Genomic DNA, 24,325 nt, shown 5'->3' with positions numbered 1-24,325 from the left:
CCTGTGATGATACACTTCTCGAACCCAAAAAATATCAATTTGTATTCAAGATATCGCAAAACACTTATGGATCTCCGTCTAATTTTCGGTCCAACTTGTACAGGAAAGACATCGACCGCGATAGCTCTTGCCCAGCAAACCGGGCAGCCAGTCCTTTCTCTCGACCGGGTCCAATGCTGTCCTCAACTGTCAACCGGAAGCGGACGACCAACAGTGGAAGAACTGAAGGGCACGACCCGTCTATACCTTGATGAACAGCCTCTTGTGAAGGGTATCATCTCAGCCAAGCAAGCTCACGAGAGGCTGATCGCGGAGGTTTATAATAATGAGGCTCACGGTGGGCTTATTCTTGAGGGAGGATCTATCTCGTTGCTCAAGTGCATGGTGCAGAGCAGTTATTGGAGCAACGATTTTCGTTGGCGTATTATTCGCCACAAGTTAGCAGACGAGGAGACCTTCATGAAAGCGGCCAAGGCCAGAGTTAAGCAGATGTTGCACCCCGCTGCAGGCCTTTCTATCATCGAAGAGTTGGTTCATCTTTGGAATCAGCCTCAGCTGAGGCCCATACTGGAAGGGATTGATGGGTATCGATACGCCATGTTGTTTGCTAGCCAAAACCAGATCACACCCGATATGCTATTGCAGCTTGGCGCAGACATGGAGGATAAGTTGGCTCATGGGATCGCTCAGGAGTATCTCATCCATGCGCGCCGACAGGAACAGGAATTCCCTTCAATTAACGCAGTCGCTTTCGAAGGATTCGAGGGTCATCCGTTCGGAATGTAATAGGATCTCCTGGCGCCCTGGGGATTCGCTATGTTTGCGATTGGCAACGACGAACAGCCCTATCCGATGAAGACAAAAATCGCAGGACGAGTTGGTGGAAGGTATAGCCCAGGAGTATCTCAGCTATGCTCGCCTGCAGCATCGCCGCTACGCAATGCCAAAGATAGATCTATCTTTGCATAATAAAATACGATTAAGTATATTATGGAATGTTCGATTGGTATTTGTAGATGTTTTATTTTTCATGGGCGTGTTTCATTTTGTATTGTATTTTCATAGTTTTGAAACGAGACGTTTCATAAATAAAATTACGCACGACTAATAATAGTAATAATAATATGTGTTTGGGCCACAATTGCTGTATTTAGACCATATTAATTGCATTGCGAGAGACGAAAATGACGAATTTTATTTCGGTACTGGATGATATTAGAAACATGAAAAATAACAAGATTCAAAGCACGCGTTGATAGATCAAGTTTTCTGGTAACCGCGACACCTAACGTGTGAGATGGCACGATCCCAATGCGACAATGGGATAATGAATGAGATCGGATAATTGGAACTCTCTCGTTTCCTCTTCCTCTTCCTCTTCCTCTTCCTCTTCCTCGTTTTCGATACCTTCGTTATCCTCTCCTTCCTCAACATAATTACCTAGCCTGGCGTACCAACCATAACCTTGACCGCGGATTACATCAGTCCTGATCCGTATGAACAACTGGCTCATCAGGATCGCCAAAAAAAAGCTGTTTGTACTCGGACCGTGGTGGTAATTAACGAAGCCTCCTTGACCGCAACTCTGTTGCAAGATTGCGTTCATTTCTTGTGGATCCAATAGCCATGGGGGCATTGCGGTAGCTACTGTCCCGAAGGCCGGAGAGTTGGACGGTAATAGGCGATTGAGACCACACAATTGCGCTGTTACTTCATCGACGTAAACATAGGTGAGCCTCTGGTCTGAAAGGAGATACTCGTCATCGTACGCATTTGGGTTAACAACGGAGCGGTTAAAGTATACGAATTGTGACAGGGTGGATCTGAAATCGGTACGAGCCTGGCGCAAGTGTTGCCTCAACTCACTAACTCGTAGGATGCGTCTAAGATCGCGAACCTGCCAAGTAGGAACCGTCATTTCGTATATTGCCGATTTGCCGAGGGGCTGTGACAGAAATGGAGTGATGGTTCGTGTTCTTATAGTGAATGGGCAAGCGATTGTGGCCGACTCGATAGCATTTTCGTGAGTGCACTTGGTAGCCTCGTCAGGCAATCAGCGCGCAACAGTCGCCGCATGTGGAAATATTTCTCCAATCAGGAGCATTTTTCGCTAAATGTGTCATATTTTTTGTCTTTTTTGTCCCAAAAGTCGTGGATTGGGTAATTAGATCGCAGAATGTGGCAATTCTGCGCCGAACTGCTTTTTGACATTTACGCCCCAACTTTTTCTTCGGTGGGCCACCGTCGGCACGAATTTTTGTCTTTTTTAAAGAGCGCTTGGTGCAAATTTCAGATTTCAGAGAAGATATCTGTTCCGTCTGAGGCAAGTTTCTACTTCTCAATTACAAGTTGGAAATGGAATACAATCGTCCAATGTTCCGACCGAGATACGTCAAATTTGTATCTGATTCATCGTTGGGAGATTTCCGTCTTAGGGAATCTAGGGACGCATATGTAGGGTTTATCAATAGTACATTAGCTAGTGCTCAGAAAGTGTTGGAGGAATCAATTCTAAAAACTAAGGTTTGCGCAGCCGACGGGAGGTTAGCGCATTTTTCTGAAGCGCCGTGTCTGCGGGGTCCTTCTTTTGACACCTTGTATTCAGTGCTTCCCGGCACTGATTTGTGGTACGTCTACGGTAGTTCCGACGAAATTCATCGGTTTGTGGAGTGCGGAAAATTTTTGTGCACTACGGCTTCCAGATTTGTCGCCTGTACTGAATCGCCTTACACCGACGGAGTGACATCCCAGACGATATGGAAATGGCACAACCAGATCTCACCTGGCTCTCGGCTTTCCCTGAAGGATGTGGAGGCGTTTTTCGCTTTCCTGCCGAATGTATCGTTTTTCAAGACGAACTATTCACTTCTCGAAATCCATGGCATGCATCAGCGCAAGTTTCTTGCCCCAATCCCAAGTTCACGGTTTAGATGCGAAGTTGTCGCGTTTGGTGAGGCCTTTCCGCCGTCGCCTAAGCTCGTACCAGATGCGAAGATTGTCAGCGTTGAGAGGCTTTCTAAGTGGTCCTACGGTAGTTGTTTCCGGTGTTAGATTAGCGCAGAGTGTTGATTGTGGATGTGTATTGCTTTTCAAATATTAATGTTAACTGAATCTTGAGTGTGTTTTTAACGTTATATTATATCATGGGGTTTTTGTATTGTAATATAAAGTAATTCCGGATTGTGATAATTAGTAGTTAAGAATGTCTGTGTGAGGGGATTTCCTCTAGGAAAAATTTGATTTTATACGAAATTAACATCCTTTATTTTGTTGCTAGATTAATATAGAAAACATAAAAATAACAAAGTCGAAAGCACAAAAAACACACTTGATAAGAAAAATACGCGTTACATTTTACATAAATATGATAATTCAACAGAAATTATATTAGATGCATCGCAATACGGTGATAGGGGTGCGGACTTATGAACTTTATTACAAGAGGTTGGAACGAACTGCGTGGCGCACGTCTTCTTTACTTCATCATCTCATCCTTAACAAGTATGGTGGCACCAAAGCGGATCAAGTCTCCTGACCTGAAGTTACCAATCACGCTGGATGTTTTGTCAGTTGGCGGAAAGTTTGCCTTTCCCGCATGAATAATATTGATGAACGCGCGGGTGAGGGGCATCTCGATTTTGGTAATAGTTGCAATTGCCGCGATATCCTCCAATGAGCATAATTCCTCAGAAAAATAACGATGTTCCATGTTGTCAGGGCATGCATAATGCACGTTATGAGGTGATGGTGCGAGGCAATATTCCCTTAGGGTCGCATAATTAGTGCCATATTCATCATTGCATTCCTGCAAGAGAGAATTGAGATGCAACCCACACGCTTTGGCAACCTTCCGGCGCTCTTGGTCTACCTGCTCTTGAACATTGCAAACGTAAGTGTTGGATCCTTCACCATAAAAGAAAAAGTCCGTCTCGGCTCGTGGGGTTCGCTCGTCTAGTTCAAGAAGCCACTGCTCAGCTCTTTTGGTAAGGGAATTGACAGGGTCGCGCAATCTTCCGATGTTCATAACAGCGGCAATCGCATGAGTGATATAGTTGGAAAAGAACAGCACCTGCAATGGTGGGATGGGGATGATCCTAGCCGTAAATAGCTGGGCGAAGATGATCTTGATATCTTCGGGTAAATCGATGACGCCAACATCATTTCGATGAATTGGGAAACACGACAGTCCGAAAGAAGCTTTCATTTCCTTGATGTTGACCTTACATTTTTTTTTATCCGATAGCTTAGACGTTGTGGGCGAATTATCCGTCTCGAGTATTCGCTTGCATTGCAGCTGCCTCTCGTACTTCATGGAAAACCCATGGCCGCAGACGACGAGAATATCCTTTTCTGCGAGTTCACCGTTGAAGTTGGCTAGTTCACTGACGAAGCTGTCGTGAACGTCCGCACGGGTGACAATAATCAGTAGATGGCTGGAGCGAATAACTGCGAGCAGATCATCAGAGGCTGAGACCGTAAATGAACCGTTGATCACTCCCTCGGTGGTGACGACTCCTTCGTTGGCTTTGATTGCTGAGATCGATCCTGGATGATCCGCTGGTGCCCACAGAGCCGTGGAAACGTGCCGAGAGGCGAACCAAGCCGCTAATGCAGTCCCAGCGTGACCAGAACCGAGGACACCTACAGTCAAGGGAAGCGGATGATGACCTGCGGCTGGGACAGGTAGAGAAGTTGAGGATGAAGCGAGAGCCATTATCGAATATTTTGGTTGAGAGAGAATATGAGATATCTGATTGAGTTCCGAAAGGAATTTATGTCAAACGTCAGTTGCGTTGTGGCAAGAAACTCTTGCTGGCTGACAGTGACCTGAGGCGACTTTTGTACGCCCAACAGTGGTTTCTGACGTACGTGCTTAGCTCATTAAAACTCTAGCAGCCGGCGGCTGAGTGGCTCCTTCAACTTTAAAGTTCAATCCATCCCAAAATTAAAACGGCTTGTCCAACGTCATCGCCCCGGTCAATAGCGTGGCTGCCTTAAATTTTGCGCTCCTGATCGGTTTGTCATTTTCCGTAATCAATTGTAAATATCCAGTGTTTGACAGGATATATTGGCGGGTAAACCTAAGAGAAAAGAGCATTTATTAGAATATTTGTATGTTTGTAAGAGCGTGAAAGACTCATTCGATCGTTCGTTTGTATGTGCAAGCCCCATAGAGCCCGTTCTAGATGCTCGACGGTCCACGCGCTATTGGCATCTCTTCAACTTCCCAAAGTTCGGAAAGCCTGACGACGCAGCAACATTCCAAAGAGATCTCGAGGCTCGTCCGGATCGGCTATTAGGTCGAGTGGGCTGCTGTGGCTTGATCCCTCAACGCGGTCGCGGACGTAGCGCAGCGCCGAAAAATCCTCGATCGCAAATCCGACGCTGTCGAAAAGCGTGATTTGCTTGTCGCTCTTTCGGCCGACGTCCTGGCCAGTCATTACGCGCCAAAGTTCCGTCACAGGATGATCTGGCGCGAGTTGCTGGATCTCGCCTTCAATCCGGGTCTGTGGCGGAAACTCCACGAAAATATCCGAACGCAGCAAGATATCGCGGTGCATCTCGGTCTTGCCTGGGCAGTCGCCGCCGACGCCGTTGATGTGGACGCCGGGCCCGATCATATTGTCGCTCAGGATCGTGGCGTTGTGCTTGTCGGCCGTCGCTGTCGTAATGATATCGGCACCTTCGACCGCCTGTTCCGCAGAGGTGCACGCCTCGATCTGAAACCCGAACCGCTGGAGATTGCGGCTGCAGCGAGCTGTTGCCTCCGGGTCGATATCGTAAAGCCGTATCCGATCGATATGGAGCAGCGCCTTGAAGGCGAGCGCCTGGAACTCGCTCTGGGCACCGTTGCCGATCAGCGCCATCGTGCGCGCATCTTTACGCGCCAGATATTTTGCCGCGATCGCGGAGGTTGCGGCCGTTCGCAAGGCCGTCAGGATTGTCATTTCCGACAGCAGCAGCGGATAGCCGCTATCGACATCGGAGAGCACGCCGAACGCGGTCACCGTCTGGCGTCCCGACTTCGTGTTTTTCGGGTGGCCGTTGACGTATTTAAAGCCGTAGAGGGTGCCGTCGCTCGTCGGCATGAGTTCAATCACGCCGTCCCGCGAATGCGAGGCGATGCGTGGAATCTTGTCGAAGCTTTCCCAGCGCCGGAAATCTTCTTCAATGTAGCCGGCCAGTTGAACAAGGAAGTTCTCGACCCCGGTGCTGACCACCAGGTCCATCATGTTCTCAACACTGATGAACGGAACGATGTTGAGGTTGGCAATTGCGGGCATCTTTTGGCCCCCTTCATTGGTTTGATAGACTGTCGGACGAGCCCGGATCACACGGGTTCGTCCGTGATCGCGTACCCGGCGATTACCCGTTTCCTGAGCGTGGGCAGATCGAGCGGGCCGAGGTCTGGAAGCAGGTCGTTTTCTTCGGAGAAGTCGCGTCCGTAGCAGGCGCTTAAGATCTGCACGCCGCTTTCATGCAAGGGTGCAGACAGGCCGGCTGCTTTTGCCAGATGCAGGGTCGGGATCAGACCGAAGGGAACGTCCTCGAGCACGTAGCGAGTATCAACGCTCTTTGGGCCTGCCGGGTCGCTTCCGCGCTCGACCAGGATCGACGATATTTCCGAAACGGATTGGCCGGATATGTCGAACGACAATCGGAAGTGATCGAAGGTGGATCGGACCGTCTTGCCGAAGGCGGAAGCGATTGCCAGCCTCTCCAGATCGAGCGCCTCAAGGAAGCGGCCGACGGCAGGCGTGACGTTGGTGTTCTGACCCCATTCCTCAGCTCGCTCGATACGTGACAGATTGCACAGCGCGATGCCCATATGGTCCTGGGGATTGAGATTGCTCAATGCGATCGTGAGGATATCGTCCTTCACGTCGAAGCGATCACCGAACAGAGCGACACAGGTTTCGTGCGCCCGTCCTGCGAAACGTGCCGGCACGGTCGCCATATCGACCTTTGCCCGGATGGCGCCGATGTTGAACGTATCCGCCTCCCGCAGCTTGCATGTCAGCACAGTTGTGCTCCATGCCGTGATTGGGATCTCGATTCCACGCTCGGCCAACCCTTTGGCGAGGTAGAGCGCCGCAAAGGAAAGATGGGCGCTGATGATCACCGAATGACGTGCGCTGAGGTGCGGCAGAAGAGCGTCGAGAACAAAGCGGTGACCATAGGCGGGCAGCGCCAGCACGATCACATCGGCTTCGGCCAATTCCTGGGCGTTCGTGCAGATATGCGGGTGGAACTCCGTGATGATCGCACCCGTGATCTTCACCGGTGCGCCGGCAGAGAAAGCAGCAGTTCTTTCGCGTGAACGCGACCAGATCAATGGCTCATGTCCATTCTGCAAGAGGAACGCCGCATACCCAATGCCGATCGATCCTGCTCCGGCGATTCCAACCTTCATCTTCTTCCTCCTGGTTTCGAAGGGTTGTCTCAATGCGAGAGGCAAACCTCGATCGCACCGGGCCACACCCGGTGGTCAAAATGCTGTTGTCACCCTGTCGAACACGCGCCGGCCGAACAGGCTCGCGGCAAGATCGGTCATCAGTCGGGCCGTGCGCCCTCGCTCGTCCAGAAACGGATTGAGCTCCGCAAGGTCGAGCGAGGTGACGAGACCGCTGTCATGGAGCATCTCCATGATGAGGTGTGCCTCTCGGAAAGTCGCCCCGCCCGGAACCGTGGTGCCCACCGCCGGCGCAATCCCGGGATCGAGGAAGTCGACGTCGAGGCTGACGTGCAATCTGCCCTTGGCCTTGCTCACGCGGTCAAGAAAGACGCCCAGCGGGCGTATGACCCCTTGCTCGTCCAGAACCCGCGTGTCGGAGACTTCGATACCGATCTCGGCAACCCGGCGCCTTTCTTCCGGGTCGACCGAGCGAATTCCCATCATGGATACGTTGCGGGGATCCACACGCGCGGCCAGCGGCGGTAGTCCTTCGAAGCCAGGCTGGCCCGTATAGTAGGCGACCGGCGTGCCATGAAGATTGCCGCTTGCAGTCGTGTGTAGGGTATGCAGGTCTGGGTGCGCGTCCAGCCAGAGGACGAATTGCTCCCTGCCGAGTTCGGCCGCTCGTTCGGCCTCCCCGGAAACGGTACCGGCAGACATTGAGTGATCGCCGCCGAGAAAAACCGGAAGATCGCAGCTGCGGGCCATCTCCAGCGCCTTTTTGGAGAGACTGCGCGTCCATCCCACCAGAGCATCGAGGTTCTTCACCGCGGAATTGGTGTGACTGATTTCGGGCTCCGCCGTCGGCGTCGCATCTCCGAGATCAGTGACGGCCCAGCCCAGTTCCGTCAAAGCTCGCGACAAGCCGGCAGTCCGAAACGCATCAGGCCCCATCAGGCATCCGGGTTGGGATGCGCCGCTTTGAACGGGGGCTCCCGGGATTTGGCACGTCTTCAACTCATTCTCCTTGCGACGCCGTGAGGCGTTCATTTCTTGACTGCAAATCTGGTCACCACGCTGTGGCGATGTCAGAACGATCACTCATGTATCGACGCTGAAACGACTTCCTCGGCCTGCTGAGCTGCAAGCATCGATACCGTTAAGGGAACGAAGGGAGGCCGCGGATTGAACAGGCCGACCTCGCCAGCGGTCAGACCGGCGACGGACTTCACCAGTTCGTGCACCGGGTAGCCGCACTGCCTTCCCTGACAGGGACCCATGCCCGCGCGTGTAAAACTCTTCAGCTGGTTAGGGCCTCGGCAAGCGCCACGGACAGCAGCTTCCCTCAACACGCCCGCGCTCAACTCCTCGCACCGGCAGACGATCGTTTCGTCGTCCGGCTGGGTCCGCGCAATATTCGGCGGGTAGGCCCCATCCAGAAATCGCCGGAACGACTTTTGCCGGCCATGCTGTGCTCTCAGCGGTTTTGTCTCGGTATTCGCCTGAGCGGCCGTCAGGGCGCCGTCACGAAGAAGGATACCGGTCGCGGCGATCTCTCCTTCGATCTCGGCATTGACGGCGCCGCCGATCCGAGCACCGTCCCCGGCTATGTACAGTCCGTCCGGACCTGCGTTCATCCACTCGTCGCGCTCAAGCCGGAACGCTGACTGGCCGACATCCCACATCAGTTGCGCGCCGACCGACACGGCCAACTGATGGCTTGGCACCAGCCCCTCGTGTACAAGAAGGGATTTGACCTCCAATCGGTCGGACCTGCCGTTTGAAGTTTCGAACCGTACAGTTTCCAGTCGTCCGCTTCCTTCGGCGCTGATTTTGACCACGTTGCGTACGTGCCGAACGCCACTGAACTGCGGTAACCAGGCAATCCCTTTCAGGATTTGGCCGGGCTCCTTTAGCGCCCCGCGAAAACCGCGCAGCGAACGGCTGATGAGACCCCGAGGGGTCGTATCGAGATAAGCGACGGGCTTTGTCCCGGCGAGCCGCATCTGCTGCATGTATAGTAGGGGAAGAGGTCCGCTCCCGACCACGGCAACTGGCCCCCGTGGCAGTTGGCCCGCCGTCTTAAGGAGAATCTGTGCGGCGCCGACCGTCATGATGCCGGGTAGCGTCCAGCCGGTGAACGGAACCGGGCGTTCCTGTGCGCCCATAGCGAGCAAGAGATGCCGTCCCATGACAGAACGAATTTCTCCACCCTTTACATATTCCACCGTCCAACCCTGGCTGAGCCTGCTTACCTGAGCCTCCGGAATGTAGTCGGCGCCGCTGGCCAGGAATGCTTCGATTTGCCGGATGCCGCGTCGATATTCCGCCCCCAGAACGTTTATGACCGGGCTCGTCGCGTTGCTGCCGGCATTACGCCAGATCTGACCTCCGGGCTGTGATTGCGAATCCAGCAAGACGACGGATAGGCCGCCGCGCACAGCTCGCCTCGCGGCGGCCATGCCAGCGGGGCCAGCTCCGACGATTAACAGGTCGGCGCTCGAATTCGGGTTCATTTCAGCCTCTTCGGATGGTCATGGCGTTCGACCCTCATGCCGGCTTGAACCGTTTGCTGACAGCTTCGGATCGTGCCGATGTCTTCGATGTACACGATACATTCGAAACAGACGCCCATCATGCAGTAGGGCGCCCTGGGCTGGGCGGAAGGAAAGGAGGTCCGCGTATGGATGTCGTCCAGACGCAGAAAGACGGCGGCCAGAGGCTCCCCATCACGAGCGGTCACAGTTCGACCGTCGATGGTGATTTCCACGCTTGGGCCGGAGGGAAAGAGAACTTCACTCGTCACGCCGCGATCCCCATCTTGAATCTGCTGCCGCGGAAAGCGTCGTAGGATGGCTCCCTTCCATCGGCTGCCAACCAATCGGCAAAAGGACCCGCATGCAGAGCGGCAAGGGTGACGCCGGAATGGCATGCGACGACATGGATGCCGGGGTATCGCCGCGACCGATCGTAGACCGGCACCCCATCCGGGGTCAGCACGCGGAGTCCCGCCCATTGCCTTATGACACGCAACGCGCCGACGTCAGGCATCACACTGATCGCGCGATTGGCGATATGACGTGCGCCGCCAGCTGTCACATCGGTAGACCGGCCCACACGTTCATTCGTAACGCCGAGCTGAAACGTGCCCGTCATAGTCTGACGAATACCGCTGGCGGCGTAAGGAAATACCGGGGCGACCCGTTCCGTGATGAGAAGCTGCCCCTTTTCCGGAACGAGCAGAAGTGGAAGGTCCAGGCTCTTGGCAAAAGCCATGGAGTCATTTCCCGCTGCAATAATCACCCGCTCCGCTTCTATCGTGAGGCCATCCGTTGCCAGTCGGAAGCCACCAAGCGTGGGCGCGATGCTGTCGACGTGTTCGCCCGTCACCAAGGTTCCACCGAGGCGCACAAATCCCTCCAGCAAAGCGCGAAGGACCAGGAGAGGATTGACGTCACCGTCCATATGACTGAACGACGCTGAACACACCTTCGGCCCGAGACGGATGTCGGGAAGCATGCGCTCAAGGCGCGAGCGCTCCAGCATCTCGAAACGATAGTCAGGATGAATGGCAGCCATCTTTTCGCCGATGGCTTTTTCTTCTTCCGCCTGAGCTTCCGACACACAAAAGAGCAAACCACCGTTGCGGCGGTACTCTACGTCGACACCGGTCAGCTCTTTCAACTCGGAGGCAAAACCTGGCCACAGCTCAGCGCTTTGCCGCGTGATGCGATGATATTCAGGATATTCGTCGCCCTTGCCTTGAACCCAGATCAGGCCGAAATTTGTTCGGGACGCACGCAGCGCATCGTCCGCGCCATCGATGATGATCACCCGGCGCCCCAACTTGGCTAACCCGTATCCAATTGCGGCGCCCACTACGCCGCCGCCAACAATGGCCGTCTCGAACTCGTGATCCATTTAACCTTCTCACAATACGAAGGCTTCCGTGCCCGGGCGAAACGTTCGATCCGTGGCCATTAGCCCCCAGTGAGCCAGACGCATCCTTCAATCCTCGTGCGGTCGGCTATACAGTGTGTCCAGCTGTCGCCGTTTGACGGCCAAGTTTTGAGGACCTTCTTTGCTTCGGTTTCATCAGTCTTGAACAGATGATCACCATGTGAAGCGGGTCGATTGCAGATCTGGCTATCTTGGAATTCTTGCCTTCCAGCTTAGGGATAAGGCGTTGCCGTCCATGCTACAAGGGTAGTAATAGGCATACGGCGATGTTCAAATGTTATGAAGGCGGCATGGTCCTAGGGCCGTCGCGAGCGACAGGACGCGATCTCAGTCACCTTCGTCGCCCTCAGTTTCTATAAAGCAGGCGAGTCTCATCCGTTCCGATTGATTGCCGTTGCCAATCAATCGGTGGGATATGCAAATTCTCCAAGCGGAGTGAGCAGCGTATTCATCGCTGAAATATCGCGATGATCATTCCAGAACGGAGACAGGTTTCATGCAGATCAGAATAGATCGAAATACCCCGCAGGCCGACCAACTGAAGAAGCGAGGGTGAGCGGCAGATGCTTAGAATCGGCGTTGATATCGGTGGGACGTTCACAGATTTTTGCGGGTGGCGTGAAGGAGAGGACAGGATCGTCACTCTGAAGGTTCCTTCGACTCCTCCCGCTTTCGAAAACGGTTTCCGCGAGGGATTTGAAAAACTACTGGAACGGCTCGCGCCCGAGCCGGGCGAGGCGGCCTTCGTCATGCACGGCACCACGGTCAGCACGAATGCCGTAATCGAGCGAAAAGGCCCGAAGATCGCGTTCTTCGTAACGAAGGGATATAGGGATCTGCTCGAACTGCAGCGGATCGGCGTCCGCAACCCTCTGAACCTGTTCGAGACCCGAACCAGGCCGCTGATCGATCGCGAGATGGTTTTCGAGGTTGAGGAACGACTGCTGCGCGGCGGCTTGGTTCGAACCTCGATCGACGAGGCAGCAGTCGAGGCACTTGCCCGTCGTGTAGCCGACGCAGGTGCTGCCGGCTATGCGGTCGCGCTGCTTCACAGCTACGCCAACCCGCAGCATGAACAAGCGGTCGCGCGGGCTATCCGTAAAGCGGTCGGCGAAGATGCCGAGGTCAGCCTGTCCAGCGAGATCTGGCCGCGGATCGGAGAATACGAAAGAGCGATCGTCAGTGTGCTCAACGCTTTCGTGAAGCGCCGGATGAACGAGTATATCGGCGCGGTCGAAACTTATGTGGCTGAACGGTTGCCAGGGTCGCAACTTTTCGTCACACGCTCGAACGGTGGTGCGATGGCCGCCAGTGAGGCGCGCAACTTCCCCATCCATACACTTCTGTCGGGTCCGGCGTCTGGCGTGACGGCTGTGCAATATCTCGGCCGCGCCTTGCGCGAACACAACATCCTCACCATGGACATGGGTGGCACCAGCACTGACATCTCGCTCGTGCGCGATGGCGAAGCTCTCACCTCGACTTCGGCCGAGGTGGGTGAGTTTCCGGTTGTCATGCCAGTTACCAGCATCGAGGCGATCGGCGCAGGCGGCGGTTCGGTCGTCACGATTGATGGCGGGGTGTTGCGTATCGGCCCGCGCAGTGCTGGGTCCTATCCTGGCCCTGCCTGCTTCAGCCGAGGCGGCACGGAACCCACGCTGACCGATGCCTTTTTACTTGCGGGCTATTTGCCTGAAGCCCTTCTTGGCGGCGATATGCAGCTCGATCGTCATGCCGCCGAACGCGCTATGGCGCCGATTGCGGAGACTCTCAAGACGGACGTGCTCAGCGCCGCGGAAATGTGCGTCACCGTCGCAAGCTCCAACATGGTGGCCGGTGTCTTGCCTTATCTCGCACGCCAGGGCGTCGATCCCGAAGATCTGACGGTGCTCGTTTACGGCGGAGCTGGCGCGATCCAGGGGCCGCTCCTTGCGGCCGAGATCGGCGTGAACCGCGTTCTTGTGCCGGCGACACCTTCCGTATTCTGTGCCCTCGGGGGCCTTGTCTCTGATTTGAGCAATGACGCGCTCGAAACCGTCCACGGCCTTGATATCGATGGTTCTCTCATCGCGAAGAAGTTTCAGGTCCTTCGCGAGCAGGGAGCCGAATGGTTATCGCGGCAGGCACCGCCGGAGCGTCTCGTGTCGAAAACGTTCGAGTGCTGGGCTGAGATGCGCTACGTCGGGCAGTCCTTCCAGGTTGACGTGCGGCTGCCGGATACGGCGATCGAAGCGCACGACATTGCCGCAATGCATGCCGCCTTCCACCAAGAGCACGAACGGATCTACAGCCATGCCGACAAAGCGGCGCCAGTCGAATTCGTCGACCTGCGCATGCGCGTGCGTGGATCGATGTCGATACCTCAGCCCACAACACCTGAAACGTTCGGGGCTGGCGGTGCGCTCAAAACGGTTCGTTCGATGCGCTTCCACAACAAACTCATTCCCGAGGTACGCGTCTTCGATCGCGCATCTCTCACCCCCAACGATGCGATCCAGGGGCCGGCCGTCATCGAGCAGCGTGATGCGACGATCGTCGTTCCGCCAGAGTTCGTTGCCCGCGTTGGAGCCTTTGGCGCAATTCTCATGACCCGGAGCTGATCAATGGATGCCGTTCGTACTGCCGTCATGAACAATCGATTCAACGCGATTGTCGAAGAAGCCTCTGCCGCGATCTACCGCACCGCCCACACGACTTTCGTTAAGATCGTGCAGGATTATCAGTGTGCGATTGCGACTGCCGAAGGCGAAATGTTCGCTTATCCGATGTTGTCTGGCGTCAATGTCTTCGTCGGCTCCCCGTTGAAGCCGACGCTGGATGCCATCGGCCGGGAGAACCTGAAGCAAGGCGATATCATCATCACCAACGATCCCTTTGCCACGGACGGTCTGGTGACGCACCTGATGGACGTTACGCTGCTTTATCCGATCTTCTACGACGAGAAGCTGATCGCGATCGGCTGGGCATTTGTCCATGCGTCCGATATCGGCGGCGCCGTTCCAGGAAGTATCTCGCCAGCCTTCACGGAAGTATTCCAGGAGGGCCTCCGTGTCAGGCCAATGAAGCTCTACGAAGGAGGGGTGTTGAACGAAGCGATCAAGTCGATCTTCCAGGACAACAGCCGAATTCCGACCGAGTTGTGGGGCGACATTCAGGCCATGATCTCGGGCCTGAAGAGCATGGACCGGCGCGTCAGCGAGCTTTGCGAGCGATATGATCGTGAGAGTGTCGAGGAGGGGATGCAGGACGTCATCAACTACGCGGAGACCAAGGCCCGCGCGGTGATCAGGACGATTCGGGACGGTGTATATACCTTCTCGGACTATCTTGAAGGGATCCATGATGGTCAGCTGGCCTATTTCAGCGTGACCATGACGGTGAAGGACAGCGAGATCGAGGTTGATTTTACCGGCACGGATCCGCAATTGGCGGCCGCCTACAACCTGGTAACGGGGGCAACCACCCACCCCTACATTATCCAGTGCCTTTACGCCTACATCCTGACCGTTGATCCGCTGACGCCGCGCAACTCCGGTATCTTGCGGGCGATCCACGGCCATGCTCCGCGCGGCACGGTTCTCAACGCGGTCTATCCCGCATCCGGCGGGTCTCGTGCTGCATCAGCGACACGCGCCTACGACGTTATCCTGGGGTGCCTCAATCAGGCACTACCGGAGGGCCTTGCCGCAGCCGGTGGCGGTATGAGCGGGGTTATCGTCGTTTCGGCTCCCGATCCTCGTACAGGCCGTGACCGTGTCAACGTGGTGGGTACGATCGACGGCGGCGGCGGTGCCCGCCGTGGCGTTGACGGCCTGGACGGATCGGAAGTACGCTACTCACAGCGCAGCGTGCCAGTCGAAGTCATCGAGATCGAAACGGTGCTGGTCATGCGGGCGCTCCGCCTCGTGCCGGACAGTCGCCGCGCGGGAAGATTCGCCAGCGGCGCCGCGCTCGAAATCGAAATGGAAAACACGTCAAATCGCGCGGTCATAACGGTCAGAAACCTGAACCGGTTTGTGTTCGCGCCGTGGGGCTTCAAGGGGGGAGAGATCGGTCTTCTGGGTAAGGCAATCGTCAATCCTGGCCGACCCGATGAGCGATCGGTCGGCAAGATCTCGGTGCTGGAGCTCGGACAGGGCGATATTCTCAGGATCACCAGTTCCACAGGCGGGGCGTTCGGCGAACCTCTTGAGCGGGATGTGGCGGCGATCGCGCGCGAGATCGAAAACGGCATGATTTCCCCGGAGCGGGCCGCCGACGTCTATGCTGTCGTCTTCGACCGGGACGGTAAGATCGACGAGGCGGCGACCGCGGAACAACGCCGCGAACGCGGGAACCGAAAGTCAGACGACTTCAATTTCTGCATCGAACGCCAGCGTCAGGACCAGGTGTGGTCGCAGCAGACACGCAGGGAACTGGCATCGCGGGCATTGACCTATGAACAGCGCATCCGCAGCCAGCTCGTCGATCGCGTTCATCACCGCCTGTTGGCGAAAGGTGAACGGGTTGATGCCGGGAAACTGGATCAAGTCATCGCCGAAGAAGCCGGCCGGTTGTAGCGGCAATGGTCCTGTGATGGTAATCAGTTAGTATGAACGGTCGTCTGAAAGTGCGGCTATTGGAAGGGATGCCTCCTCCAGGGGCTCCCTTTGTTCATTCAGAATTTCACAAGCGCCGCTATTTTCGTGCTGAAATCAGGTTTTGCGCAGCCAACGTCGCAAACTCGACGAAAGGCAGTATCCCTGGAACCGGGCAATCTGGATTCCAGCCCACGGCCATCGAAATCTCGACGGACATATCGTCCACAACTCGGGTAACAACGCCGTCGGGGGCCATCGCAGACACCCACTCCGGCAGGAACGTGATCCCGACGCCGGCAGTCACCAGGGCCAGAGCTGTATTGGTGTCGGAGACCGCTATGTCGTTCTCGATCAGCAGGCCGGCGCCGACAAGTTGTTCGTATACAGTCTCAAAACACGATAGCTCGAAGCGCTTGAGCGCGAAAACACCGTGTCCGGCGAAATCTGATAATTTCAACGCGGTTTTTCTCGCAAGTACCGATTGGCGGGGCATGACGGCAACAAATCGTTCCGACAACAGGTGCTGAAACCGTACCAGATTGCTGTTGGATGGCGGTCGCATCAACCCGACATGGAAGTCACCGCGCTCGATCCCTCGCAGAAGCTCTATGGAATCGACCTCTTTGATGACAAGCCTAGTCCTGGGAAACCTTTGCCGGAAACGGCTCAAGATCAAGGGGAGCAATTGACTGGTGGCCGGGCTGATCGCTCCGATGATCAGCTCTTCTCCGCCGGGACTGAGACCGCCGGCTTCCAGCTTGGCATTGAGGATCGCCTCGTCGATTTTCAAAAGGATCTCGCGCGCGTGATCAAGGAATGATGCTCCCGCACGCGTCAGCTCCACGCGCCGCGTAGAGCGGATGAACAGTTGCACCCCCATAAGCTCTTCAAGCCGCTTGATCTGCTGGCTGAGCGTTGGCTGCGACATGTTCAGTCGGATCGCGGCTCTGCGGAAATGTAGTTCTTCAGCGGCAACGACAAAACAGCGGATGCTTCCAATTTCTATTTGATACGACATCTCCGCTCACCAATACAAAGCGACGTAACATTCAAACCCTAAGATTTGAATGTTACGTCGACATTCGCCCGAGCGCACTCTTTCGATCGGTAATCCAACGGGGATTTCCAAGTTCTAATGCGTCTCCACGGCCTTCGGAGCCGTTCCGCCCACCCGGGCGCGCATGTGCGGATTGAGCCACCACTCCGCCAGAATGACCAGGCGGCTGACAATGAACGTGATGAACAGGTAGATCGCACCGGCGACGATGAACACTTCGACCGGGCTGTAGGTGGCCGAGATGATCTGCTTCGCCAGACCGGTCACTTCGACGATAGTGATTGTCGAAGCAAGCGACGTCGATTTGATGATGAGCATGACTTCGTTGCCATAGGCCGGCAACGCTTGCCGGATGGCGATCGGGAACACGATTCTCCTAAACTGGAGAACTGTGGACATGCCGACAGCGCGCGCCGCTTCGATCTGCCCGAGAGGAACCGCCTGTATGCCGCCCCGGATGATTTCGCTGGTATAGGCCGCGGTATTGAGGGCCAGAGCGAGGATCGCACAAAACCACGGTTCGCGGAACGACGACCACAGACCAATTTCCGTGAGAAACCCTCTGAACTGAGCCGACCCGTAGTAAATCAGGAACATCTGCACCAGAAGTGGGGTCGATCGGATCAGGTAGACGTAGCCGTATGCTACCGAAGAAACGATGCGGTTTTTCGAAAGCCGCATAAGCGCGACAGGTACCGAAACAACAAATCCGATGAGGAGCGATATGAACGCGAGCGCCAGCGTCGTGGGGACGGCAGCAATGAGTTTGGGGAACGACTCGATGATGAGTTGAATATCCATATTATTGGCTCCTCACACCGCGGTTCGCCCACTTTTCAGCTTTAAGAAAGCCCCGATTTGACACGGAGGAAAGAACAAGGAAGATCACGAAGGCGGTGATATAGAAGGTAAAGGGCTGCTTCGTCGAACCTGCCCCCATCGCCGCTGTCCGCATGATTTCGACCAGGCCGACAACGGAAATTAGCGACGTGTCCTTGAGCGTGAACTGCCAGACATTTCCAAGGCCTGGGAGGGCGAACCTAGCCGCTTGTGGGATCAGCACCCGCCGCAGCCGCAGCCACGGACCCATCCCAATGGACTTCGCCGCTTCGATCTGGCCGGGGGGAACAGCGAGAACGGCAGCGCGAATGACCTCGGTGGCATATGCTCCGGCACTCACACTGATGCAGAGTACGCCGATCACGAAGATTTGAGGCTCGATGTACCCCTCGTATCCGAACAGTCCATTGGCGATGGTGCGCAGGAGTGTGCCGCCACCGAAGAATACCAAAAAGATGATGAGCAGTTCAGGGACGCCGCGAACGACCGTCGTATAGACGTCACCGAGCAGGCGTAGTGACCAGAAACGGGATAGTTTTGCCGCAGCGAAAATCGAACCAAAGATGATTCCGAAAAGGTACGAACAGGCTGCGACGACAACAGTCATCATCGCCCCGCGCACCAATTCATCGCCCCAGCCGGCATCTCCCCATTGCAATAGTGTCAAGTCCATCGACCACGCCTCAAGCTTGCTAAACAGATAGAGCGCCGGCCACACGAGTGCCGACGCTCCTATTGAAAGTAATTACTGCTTGGGAGACGCGTCGTAACCGAACCACTGTTGAGACAGCTTCTGAACGGTCCCATCGGCAATCGCGGAATCAATTGCTTTGTCGAACAAGGCTTTGAGATCGGTATCCTCTTTGCGGATGCCAACGCCGACACCCTTGCCGAACACTCCCCCCGTCATCCTCGGACCAAACATCTTCAGGTCCTTGTTGTCAGGCTTGTCCGTTAGCGGCTTCAGGAAGCTGACCGAAGCCAGGCTCGCGTCGATACGGCCGGCCTTCAGATCCATTACGACATTGTCGATGGTGTCATAGGTGGAAATCTGCACGCTCGGCATCATTTGTTTCATGAACGCTTCATGAGATGTACCGGCTTGAACGCCAAACTTCATGCCTTCGAAAACCTTGGTGAACTTATCCAACTCGGTTTTCTGCTCGGGGGTGATATTGTCGAGCGGAAGGTTCTCGAGTGCCACCGGGGTCTTCAGAAGTGGACTGTCCGCTGTCGTCAGGAACGTCATCGGCGTGAGGAGATACGGGCGGGAGAACGAAATGACCTTTTCGCGCGCCGGCTGAATTCCCATCGCCGCCATAATGGCATCGTAACGACCCGCCGTGAGAGAAGGAATGATCCCGTCCCAAGCCTGCTCGACGAATTTACATTCGATGTTCATGCGCTTGCAAAGGTCGTTTCCGAGATCGATGTCGAAGCCGATCAGTTTTCCGCCCGCATCCTTGAAGTTGTACGGCGCATAGGATCCTTCGGTTGCAATCGTAATGCTCTTGTAGTCCTTGGCCTGTGAGGGGCCTGCCGCGACGAGGACGCCGGTCACAACTGCCGCAAGCGCATTTAAGTTGAAGAATTTCATAACGTTCACCTCTGTTGCTGTTATTTTTTTATTTCGAGTGTTGACTCTTCTGCGCGCTTGCGCGCTCACAGAACGCTGGAGAGAAAGGCCCGACACCTTGGTGACGTCGGGTTCTGGAACACTTCTTGCGGCGTTCCCTGCTCTTCGATTTGCCCCTTTTCGAGAAAGAGAACCTTGCTCGATACGTCGCGAGCAAAACCCATTTCGTGCGTCACCACGACCATCGTCCGCCCCTCCTCGGCGAGCTTCCTGATCACCTTCAGGACTTCACCCACCAATTCCGGATCGAGGGCAGAGGTTGGTTCGTCGAAGAGAAGCGCGCTCGGCTGCATAGCCAGTGCGCGTGCGATGCTGACGCGCTGTTGTTGCCCACCTGACAATTGAGACGGGTAGGCGTCGTGCTTGTCGGCAATACCGACCTTGTCCAGGAAATCCATTGCACGGTCGCGCACGTCGCCCTTGGGCTGCTTGAGAACGTGTACGGGGCCTTCCATGACGTTCTGCAGGACAGTCATATGTCCCCACAGATTGAAGCTCTGAAACACCATGCCGAGTTGCATCCGCATGCGTTCGATCTTTTTGCGATCGACGCCGATCAATCGGCCAGCCGCATCCGTTTTGACGACGACCTCTTCCTGCCCGACAGCGATACGGCCCTTGTTCGGGGTTTCGAGGAAATTCATACAGCGCAGGAAAGTACTCTTACCGGACCCGGAGCTGCCGATAATCGAAACCACATCGCCTTTATTGGCCGTGAGTGAAATGCCCTTCAGAACTTCAAGCGTTCCGAAGTTCTTATGGATATCTTCTGCCACCAGGGTGGGCTGCGTACCGTCCATTCGCGTTCCCTTGTTCTATCATTCCCTATCCCTTGCGATGCAGCGAAAAACCGTGCCGTTAGCACGGCCGAGAATGGCGCAGCCGGCACCTGTCCGGCTTTCATTCTCAAAGGTGAAACACGTGTTCACGTGGCCACCGCGGTACATTCTTCGAGAGTAGGACCCAGTTTTCTATTGTTACTAAAAGCTTGCCTTCCATATCGCAAGGGCAGTAATAGGCATGCGCCCATGTGTATTTGTTATGGAGAAAGCAATGATTCAATCGCGTCAGTTAGAAGCGTTCCGGGCAGTCATGCTGACAGGAGGTATGACGTCAGCAGCGAATCTGGTGAGGATCACGCAGCCCGCGATCAGCCGGCTGATCAGGGATCTCGAAGAGGAAATTGGGATCAGCCTCTTCGAAAGAACGGGCAACCGGTTACGTCCTACGCGGGAGGCCGGTATTCTGTTCAAGGAAGTGTCGCGACATTTCAACGGGATTCAGCACATCGACAAAGTCGCGGCTGAACTGAAGAAGTCTCACATGGGGTCTCTAAGGGTCGCCTGTTATACGGCGCCGGCTCTGAGTTTTATGTCCGGCGTCATCCAGACGTTCATCGCCGATCGGCCCGACGTGTCGGTCTACCTCGACACGGTTCCCTCCCAGACGGTCCTCGAATTGGTCTCGCTCCAGCACTACGATCTCGGAATATCGATATTGGCTGGCGACTATCCTGGTCTCACCATTGAACCTGTCCCTTCGTTTCGTGCCGTCTGCCTGCTGCCGCCGGGGCATCGTCTCGAAGACAAGGAAACTGTTCATGCGACGGACCTTGAAGGAGAGTCATTGATTTGCCTCTCTCCGGTGAGCCTTCTACGGATGCAGACAGACGCCGCACTGGACAGCTGCGGCGTCCACTGTAACCGCAGGATAGAAAGTAGTCTGGCACTGAATCTCTGCGATCTGGTAAGCAGGGGAATGGGGGTTGGCATTGTCGACCCCTTCACTGCCGACTACTACAGTGCAAATCAGGTTATTCAGCGCTCCTTTGATCCGGTTGTCCCCTACCATTTTGCTATAGTTCTTCCGACTGACAGCCCGCCGCCGCGCTTGGTTAGCGAATTCCGGGCAGCGTTGCTCGATGCTTTGAAAGCCTTACCCTATGAAACCATTTGATCGTCAGGTTCGCCGCAAGTTGTCAAAGAAATCGGGTTCAGCCCGGTGTCGTGGCCGGAAAGGCTGGCGATGATCGCGATGGCCGTGGATGGTATCGCTTTCCCGAAAGCAACGAAATTGTTTGGACTTGGCACATCTCTGGCTCCCGGGGTGTGATGCGATCGGTTGGGCACTTTTGTCACGGTGTTATTTCCCCGAACGCGGCAGGGTCGTTGAGACTGGGCACGCGTCTCATCGATATGTTCCGGGGAAAACAATGTCCTGATCGACAAGGACATTGAATTTGTAACCAGGCCGGATCTCGATCGTCGGCTGTACGTCCATGTTTCTCTCGATGGTCCGGTCAGCGACACGACCGAAGGTTTCGGCAAAGTTCCGACGCGCCGCATCGGAGGCCGTATCCTGCGTCGCCAGTGTCGAACTCTGCGGAACCGCCATGTCAATCCCCGTGCCGATCACGGCAATGAGGATGGCCGAACCAAACGTCTGGAGCCACTTCCGATCCACCTTATCGCGGAAACCGCTGTAGCCCTGCGCGTCCGTCCCGGACATGCCGCCGATCTGCAGCGTCGAGCCATTCGGGAAGATGATGTCGGTCCAGACGACCAGCACCCGGCTCTGGCCGAACGACACTTTGCTGTCGTAACGGCCGAACAGTTTCGTACCCTGCGGGATCAGGAGGCGGTGTCCCGTCGCTGAATCGTAGACGTTCTGGCTCACCTGGGCGGTGATGCGCCCGGGAAGGTCGGAATTGATCCCGGTGATCAATGTCGCGGGAATGACTGAGCCGCGCTTGAGTTCGTAGAGCGACTGTTGGGGGACGACACGGTTCGGCAGGTAGCCAAGTTCCTTGAGGTCGGCATTGAAGAAATCCTCCTTCGACTTCTGGCCGTTCGGATCAACATTTTGCCCGCCGAGACCGGCACGAAGAGCGGCCGCGTAGAGGTCGGGCGCTCCGGGTGTCACCGCAGTGGAAACCCCGTTCGTTGTCGCTGCTGCCGTGTCGTTTGTGTCCGCTCCTCGCCCAGCGAACTTGCCGCGGTCGACCGCGATCGGCGAATCATAGGCGGCGTCATTGGCCTGCAGCCGGGCCATTCTCTGGCGCTGCCGCTCACGAAGATATTGCTCTTCCTGCTCGCGCTGCAAGCGGGCGCGCCAGACCTGTTCCGATTCCAGTTGCGGTTCCGGCCGCGCGTCTTCCCGTTGACCGGGCTGCGGCGTGAATGGATTGACGGAGCGCTTCTCTTCCTGCGTCTCGACCGGCGTCGGCTGCAGCGTCGTCACCTGCTGCGGTTCGCCGATGATGCCGTCCGAGACCCCACGTTTGATCTGGTCGGCGAAGGTTGACGCCGGATTGCCGGAGCTTGTGTCCGGTCCGGTGTCGCGGAAATATAGCCCTCTCGATGTCAGACCGTAGAAGATGACACCAAGGAAGGCGACGACCAGCACGACCACGACGATGATCGGCAGACGGTTAATCCGGCGCATGCCAGAGCCTGTCTCGTCGTTGGCAGTGCCGCCGAGCTTGAGCGATTGAACCATGACCGCCCTCCCCTAACCGCGCTTCATGACTGAGAGTGCGCTCGCCGGCTGCGCACCCGTCGTTGTGACGGTGTAGGCGCGGCCAAGCTCGACGCTGTTCGTAGAAAGGCGGGCCAGGAGCTGCCCCTCGAACGGAATGACGACATAGGCGAGCGGCACGGTGCGCGCAGCACCATCCGTCTTCTGGTCGGTCACCACCGCATAACCCCAGCCCTTCAGGGCTGCCTCGAGCGCCTGCCCGAAAGGCGAGCTGTCCTGCTTTAGCGAGACAGTCGTGGTCCCGGGGCCGATCTGCTCGGCGAGCCTGCTCACCATATCGCCGGCGATCGCGCTCGCCGCCTGGCCTGAGATCTCGGCAGGGGCATTGCTGGAGGTCAATTCTTCCGTTCCGCGCGACTGGCATCCGGAAAGGAGAAGGGCGAGGGCGCAGGCGGCGGCAGGGCCGCGGAGGGTGTGCAAGGCGCGCGCGAGAAAGGGGAAGCTTCGCATCACCGCCCTCCCCGCCGGATCGTCACCTTCTCCTGTCTCCAGCCGACGCCGGAGACCAGGACCGCGCGGTCGACGTGGTAGTCGACCACCATCATGTCGCCCTTCATCCGATAGTTGACGATGCGGTTCTGACCACCGGAGACGACAAACAGCACGGGCGCATCCTGGCCGGAGATCGTGCGCGGGAACTGGACGTAAGTCTTCTCCCCGTCCGAATAGACGCGCGTCGGCCGCCACCCTGCATTGCCCGATACAGAATAGGCAAAATTCAGTTGCTCGGCGGGAACGCCGGCGCCGGGAATGGTGCTGGCTTCCATCCGCGCGTTGATGTCAGCGAGCTTGATGGACACGTCTTCCGGATATTCGAAGCCAACACGTGCCATGTATTGTGTCTGGTGCGACTTGAGCTGGATATGGTAGGTGCGACGCGAGGTGGTCACCACCATCGAGGTGACAAGGTTGGACTCCGATGGCTTGACGATCAGGTGGATCGCCTGCCCTCCTGCCGCTCCCGATGTTGCGGGCTCAACCTTCCACCTAACGGTGTCGCCGACGAGTACGTCGCGAACGACCTCGCCGCCCTGGAGCTCGATGTCGCAGACCTGCAAAGGTGAGCAGACGACGGAGGGCTGCACTTCGCCATAGAGGAAGATCACCTTCCCGTCCGGTCCTTTCGTGACAAGCCCGCGTGAGTCGCGCCACTGGGTGGAAATCCCCATCCCCTTCGCTTCATTGGCGGTGACGCCATCAGCTGCGAGCGCGCGGGAGGAAAGAGAAGTCGGCAACGGCACGATTGCGGCAACGATCGCGGCGGCAGCCAGCCTGGCCGGAAAACGTCTCAGTCGAATGTTCATGTTCGGGGCCATGCC

Annotated in this window: 21 protein-coding genes; 5 read left to right on the top strand and 16 right to left on the bottom strand. The window is 56.2% G+C overall.

Going from position 1 to position 24,325, the window contains the following annotated elements; genetic code table 11:
- Window positions 1-66: 66 nt before the first annotated feature.
- A complete protein-coding gene (ipt, locus tag ACQZ6D_RS26750; protein ID WP_032489582.1) occupies window positions 67-786 on the top strand; it encodes an adenylate dimethylallyltransferase Ipt in 720 nt (239 codons plus the stop codon).
- A 499-nt stretch (window positions 787-1,285) separates the two neighbouring features.
- Here ipt and ACQZ6D_RS26745 read toward each other — a convergent pair whose 3' ends face one another.
- Window positions 1,286-1,918, bottom strand: a complete 633-nt coding sequence (locus tag ACQZ6D_RS26745) for a RolB family protein (RefSeq protein WP_045231696.1) — start codon at window positions 1,916-1,918, stop codon at window positions 1,286-1,288.
- Between the two features lie 437 nt (window positions 1,919-2,355).
- Here ACQZ6D_RS26745 and ACQZ6D_RS26740 point away from each other — a divergent pair, with 437 nt between their 5' ends.
- On the top strand, window positions 2,356-3,051 hold the full coding sequence (locus ACQZ6D_RS26740; protein ID WP_080803222.1) for a RolB family protein: 696 nt from the start codon (window positions 2,356-2,358) through the stop codon (window positions 3,049-3,051).
- A 424-nt stretch (window positions 3,052-3,475) separates the two neighbouring features.
- Here ACQZ6D_RS26740 and nos read toward each other — a convergent pair whose 3' ends face one another.
- The 7 genes from nos to ACQZ6D_RS26705 all read right to left on the bottom strand — a co-directional run bounded on the left by nos (window position 3,476) and on the right by ACQZ6D_RS26705 (window position 11,317).
- Window positions 3,476-4,714 carry a D-nopaline dehydrogenase gene (gene nos, locus ACQZ6D_RS26735; protein WP_045231695.1) on the bottom strand — a complete coding sequence of 413 codons (1,239 nt, stop codon included), beginning with the start codon at window positions 4,712-4,714 and terminating at the stop codon, window positions 3,476-3,478.
- Between the two features lie 505 nt (window positions 4,715-5,219).
- Window positions 5,220-6,284 (bottom strand): ornithine cyclodeaminase, encoded by a 1,065-nt coding sequence (locus tag ACQZ6D_RS26730; RefSeq protein WP_045231694.1) that lies wholly within the window; start codon window positions 6,282-6,284, stop codon window positions 5,220-5,222.
- 47 nt (window positions 6,285-6,331) lie between these two features.
- Window positions 6,332-7,414 (bottom strand): NAD/NADP octopine/nopaline dehydrogenase family protein, encoded by a 1,083-nt coding sequence (locus ACQZ6D_RS26725; protein WP_045231693.1) that lies wholly within the window; start codon window positions 7,412-7,414, stop codon window positions 6,332-6,334.
- A gap of 75 nt (window positions 7,415-7,489) precedes the next feature.
- On the bottom strand, window positions 7,490-8,446 hold the full coding sequence (gene rocF / locus ACQZ6D_RS26720; protein WP_080803215.1) for an arginase: 957 nt from the start codon (window positions 8,444-8,446) through the stop codon (window positions 7,490-7,492).
- A 47-nt stretch (window positions 8,447-8,493) separates the two neighbouring features.
- Window positions 8,494-9,912, bottom strand: coding sequence for an FAD/NAD(P)-dependent oxidoreductase (locus tag ACQZ6D_RS26715; protein WP_045231692.1), 1,419 nt, complete (start codon window positions 9,910-9,912; stop codon window positions 8,494-8,496).
- A complete protein-coding gene (locus ACQZ6D_RS26710; RefSeq protein ID WP_045231691.1) occupies window positions 9,909-10,202 on the bottom strand; it encodes a (2Fe-2S)-binding protein in 294 nt (97 codons plus the stop codon). Before ACQZ6D_RS26710 ends, ACQZ6D_RS26715 begins: the two co-directional genes overlap by 4 nt.
- The gene (locus ACQZ6D_RS26705; RefSeq protein WP_045231690.1) at window positions 10,199-11,317 is read right to left on the bottom strand and encodes an NAD(P)/FAD-dependent oxidoreductase; all 1,119 of its coding nucleotides are present in this window, start codon (window positions 11,315-11,317) and stop codon (window positions 10,199-10,201) included. Before ACQZ6D_RS26705 ends, ACQZ6D_RS26710 begins: the two co-directional genes overlap by 4 nt.
- Before the next feature lie 602 nt (window positions 11,318-11,919).
- Here ACQZ6D_RS26705 and ACQZ6D_RS26700 point away from each other — a divergent pair.
- Together ACQZ6D_RS26700 and ACQZ6D_RS26695 are read left to right on the top strand one after the other, a co-directional pair.
- Window positions 11,920-13,956 (top strand): hydantoinase/oxoprolinase family protein, encoded by a 2,037-nt coding sequence (locus ACQZ6D_RS26700; RefSeq protein ID WP_045231689.1) that lies wholly within the window; start codon window positions 11,920-11,922, stop codon window positions 13,954-13,956.
- 3 nt (window positions 13,957-13,959) lie between these two features.
- A complete protein-coding gene (locus ACQZ6D_RS26695; protein WP_012654954.1) occupies window positions 13,960-15,915 on the top strand; it encodes a hydantoinase B/oxoprolinase family protein in 1,956 nt (651 codons plus the stop codon).
- Between the two features lie 118 nt (window positions 15,916-16,033).
- Here the strand turns inward: ACQZ6D_RS26695 and ACQZ6D_RS26690 are convergent, their stop codons facing one another.
- From ACQZ6D_RS26690 to nocP, 5 genes are all read right to left on the bottom strand, one after another.
- Window positions 16,034-16,954: a LysR family transcriptional regulator gene (locus tag ACQZ6D_RS26690; RefSeq protein ID WP_012654955.1), complete on the bottom strand. Its 921-nt coding sequence runs from the start codon at window positions 16,952-16,954 to the stop codon at window positions 16,034-16,036.
- Between the two features lie 114 nt (window positions 16,955-17,068).
- Window positions 17,069-17,794 (bottom strand): nopaline ABC transporter permease NocM, encoded by a 726-nt coding sequence (nocM, locus tag ACQZ6D_RS26685; protein WP_012654956.1) that lies wholly within the window; start codon window positions 17,792-17,794, stop codon window positions 17,069-17,071.
- A 1-nt stretch (window position 17,795) separates the two neighbouring features.
- Window positions 17,796-18,506, bottom strand: coding sequence for a nopaline ABC transporter permease NocQ (gene nocQ / locus ACQZ6D_RS26680; RefSeq protein ID WP_012654957.1), 711 nt, complete (start codon window positions 18,504-18,506; stop codon window positions 17,796-17,798).
- A 72-nt stretch (window positions 18,507-18,578) separates the two neighbouring features.
- On the bottom strand, window positions 18,579-19,430 hold the full coding sequence (gene nocT / locus ACQZ6D_RS26675) for a nopaline ABC transporter substrate-binding protein NocT (protein WP_012654958.1): 852 nt from the start codon (window positions 19,428-19,430) through the stop codon (window positions 18,579-18,581).
- Window positions 19,431-19,495: 65 nt separating this feature from the next.
- The gene (nocP, locus tag ACQZ6D_RS26670) at window positions 19,496-20,269 is read right to left on the bottom strand and encodes a nopaline ABC transporter ATP-binding protein NocP (RefSeq protein ID WP_012654959.1); all 774 of its coding nucleotides are present in this window, start codon (window positions 20,267-20,269) and stop codon (window positions 19,496-19,498) included.
- Between the two features lie 253 nt (window positions 20,270-20,522).
- Between nocP and ACQZ6D_RS26665 the strand changes: the two genes are divergently transcribed.
- Entirely contained in the window at window positions 20,523-21,425 is a 903-nt protein-coding gene (locus ACQZ6D_RS26665; protein ID WP_041723969.1) for a LysR family transcriptional regulator, read from the top strand.
- Window positions 21,426-21,656: 231 nt separating this feature from the next.
- On the opposite strand, the gene trbI is transcribed toward ACQZ6D_RS26665, so the two are convergent.
- Genes trbI through trbG form a run of 3 tightly spaced genes read right to left on the bottom strand, consistent with a single transcriptional unit; the run spans window position 21,657 to window position 24,310 of the window.
- Window positions 21,657-22,967, bottom strand: coding sequence for an IncP-type conjugal transfer protein TrbI (trbI, locus tag ACQZ6D_RS26660; RefSeq protein ID WP_012654961.1), 1,311 nt, complete (start codon window positions 22,965-22,967; stop codon window positions 21,657-21,659).
- 12 nt (window positions 22,968-22,979) lie between these two features.
- Window positions 22,980-23,456 carry a conjugal transfer protein TrbH gene (gene trbH / locus ACQZ6D_RS26655; protein ID WP_012654962.1) on the bottom strand — a complete coding sequence of 159 codons (477 nt, stop codon included), beginning with the start codon at window positions 23,454-23,456 and terminating at the stop codon, window positions 22,980-22,982.
- Window positions 23,456-24,310 carry a P-type conjugative transfer protein TrbG gene (gene trbG / locus ACQZ6D_RS26650; protein ID WP_041724026.1) on the bottom strand — a complete coding sequence of 285 codons (855 nt, stop codon included), beginning with the start codon at window positions 24,308-24,310 and terminating at the stop codon, window positions 23,456-23,458. The genes trbH and trbG overlap by 1 nt, the downstream gene beginning before the upstream one ends.
- Window positions 24,311-24,325: the final 15 nt, after the last annotated feature.

It is taken from the genome of Agrobacterium sp. 22-3639C2, from assembly GCF_053522105.1.
This window is presented reverse-complemented; position numbering and strand designations above follow the sequence as displayed.

Coding starts and splice junctions, on each gene's coding strand:
- nos (WP_045231695.1), bottom strand. CDS start 4,714: ATGGCTCTCGCTTCATCCTCAACTTCTCTACCTGTCCCAGCCGCAGGT.
- ACQZ6D_RS26745 (WP_045231696.1), bottom strand. CDS start 1,918: ATGACGGTTCCTACTTGGCAGGTTCGCGATCTTAGACGCATCCTACGA.
- ACQZ6D_RS26665 (WP_041723969.1), top strand. CDS start 20,523: ATGATTCAATCGCGTCAGTTAGAAGCGTTCCGGGCAGTCATGCTGACA.
- rocF (WP_080803215.1), bottom strand. CDS start 8,446: ATGAACGCCTCACGGCGTCGCAAGGAGAATGAGTTGAAGACGTGCCAA.
- nocM (WP_012654956.1), bottom strand. CDS start 17,794: ATGGATATTCAACTCATCATCGAGTCGTTCCCCAAACTCATTGCTGCC.
- nocT (WP_012654958.1), bottom strand. CDS start 19,430: ATGAAATTCTTCAACTTAAATGCGCTTGCGGCAGTTGTGACCGGCGTC.
- trbI (WP_012654961.1), bottom strand. CDS start 22,967: ATGGTTCAATCGCTCAAGCTCGGCGGCACTGCCAACGACGAGACAGGC.
- ipt (WP_032489582.1), top strand. CDS start 67: ATGGATCTCCGTCTAATTTTCGGTCCAACTTGTACAGGAAAGACATCG.
- trbH (WP_012654962.1), bottom strand. CDS start 23,456: ATGCGAAGCTTCCCCTTTCTCGCGCGCGCCTTGCACACCCTCCGCGGC.
- nocQ (WP_012654957.1), bottom strand. CDS start 18,506: ATGGACTTGACACTATTGCAATGGGGAGATGCCGGCTGGGGCGATGAA.
- ACQZ6D_RS26705 (WP_045231690.1), bottom strand. CDS start 11,317: ATGGATCACGAGTTCGAGACGGCCATTGTTGGCGGCGGCGTAGTGGGC.
- ACQZ6D_RS26730 (WP_045231694.1), bottom strand. CDS start 6,284: ATGCCCGCAATTGCCAACCTCAACATCGTTCCGTTCATCAGTGTTGAG.
- ACQZ6D_RS26715 (WP_045231692.1), bottom strand. CDS start 9,912: ATGAACCCGAATTCGAGCGCCGACCTGTTAATCGTCGGAGCTGGCCCC.
- trbG (WP_041724026.1), bottom strand. CDS start 24,310: ATGAACATTCGACTGAGACGTTTTCCGGCCAGGCTGGCTGCCGCCGCG.
- ACQZ6D_RS26740 (WP_080803222.1), top strand. CDS start 2,356: ATGGAATACAATCGTCCAATGTTCCGACCGAGATACGTCAAATTTGTA.
- ACQZ6D_RS26725 (WP_045231693.1), bottom strand. CDS start 7,414: ATGAAGGTTGGAATCGCCGGAGCAGGATCGATCGGCATTGGGTATGCG.
- ACQZ6D_RS26700 (WP_045231689.1), top strand. CDS start 11,920: ATGCTTAGAATCGGCGTTGATATCGGTGGGACGTTCACAGATTTTTGC.
- ACQZ6D_RS26695 (WP_012654954.1), top strand. CDS start 13,960: ATGGATGCCGTTCGTACTGCCGTCATGAACAATCGATTCAACGCGATT.
- nocP (WP_012654959.1), bottom strand. CDS start 20,269: ATGGACGGTACGCAGCCCACCCTGGTGGCAGAAGATATCCATAAGAAC.
- ACQZ6D_RS26690 (WP_012654955.1), bottom strand. CDS start 16,954: ATGTCGTATCAAATAGAAATTGGAAGCATCCGCTGTTTTGTCGTTGCC.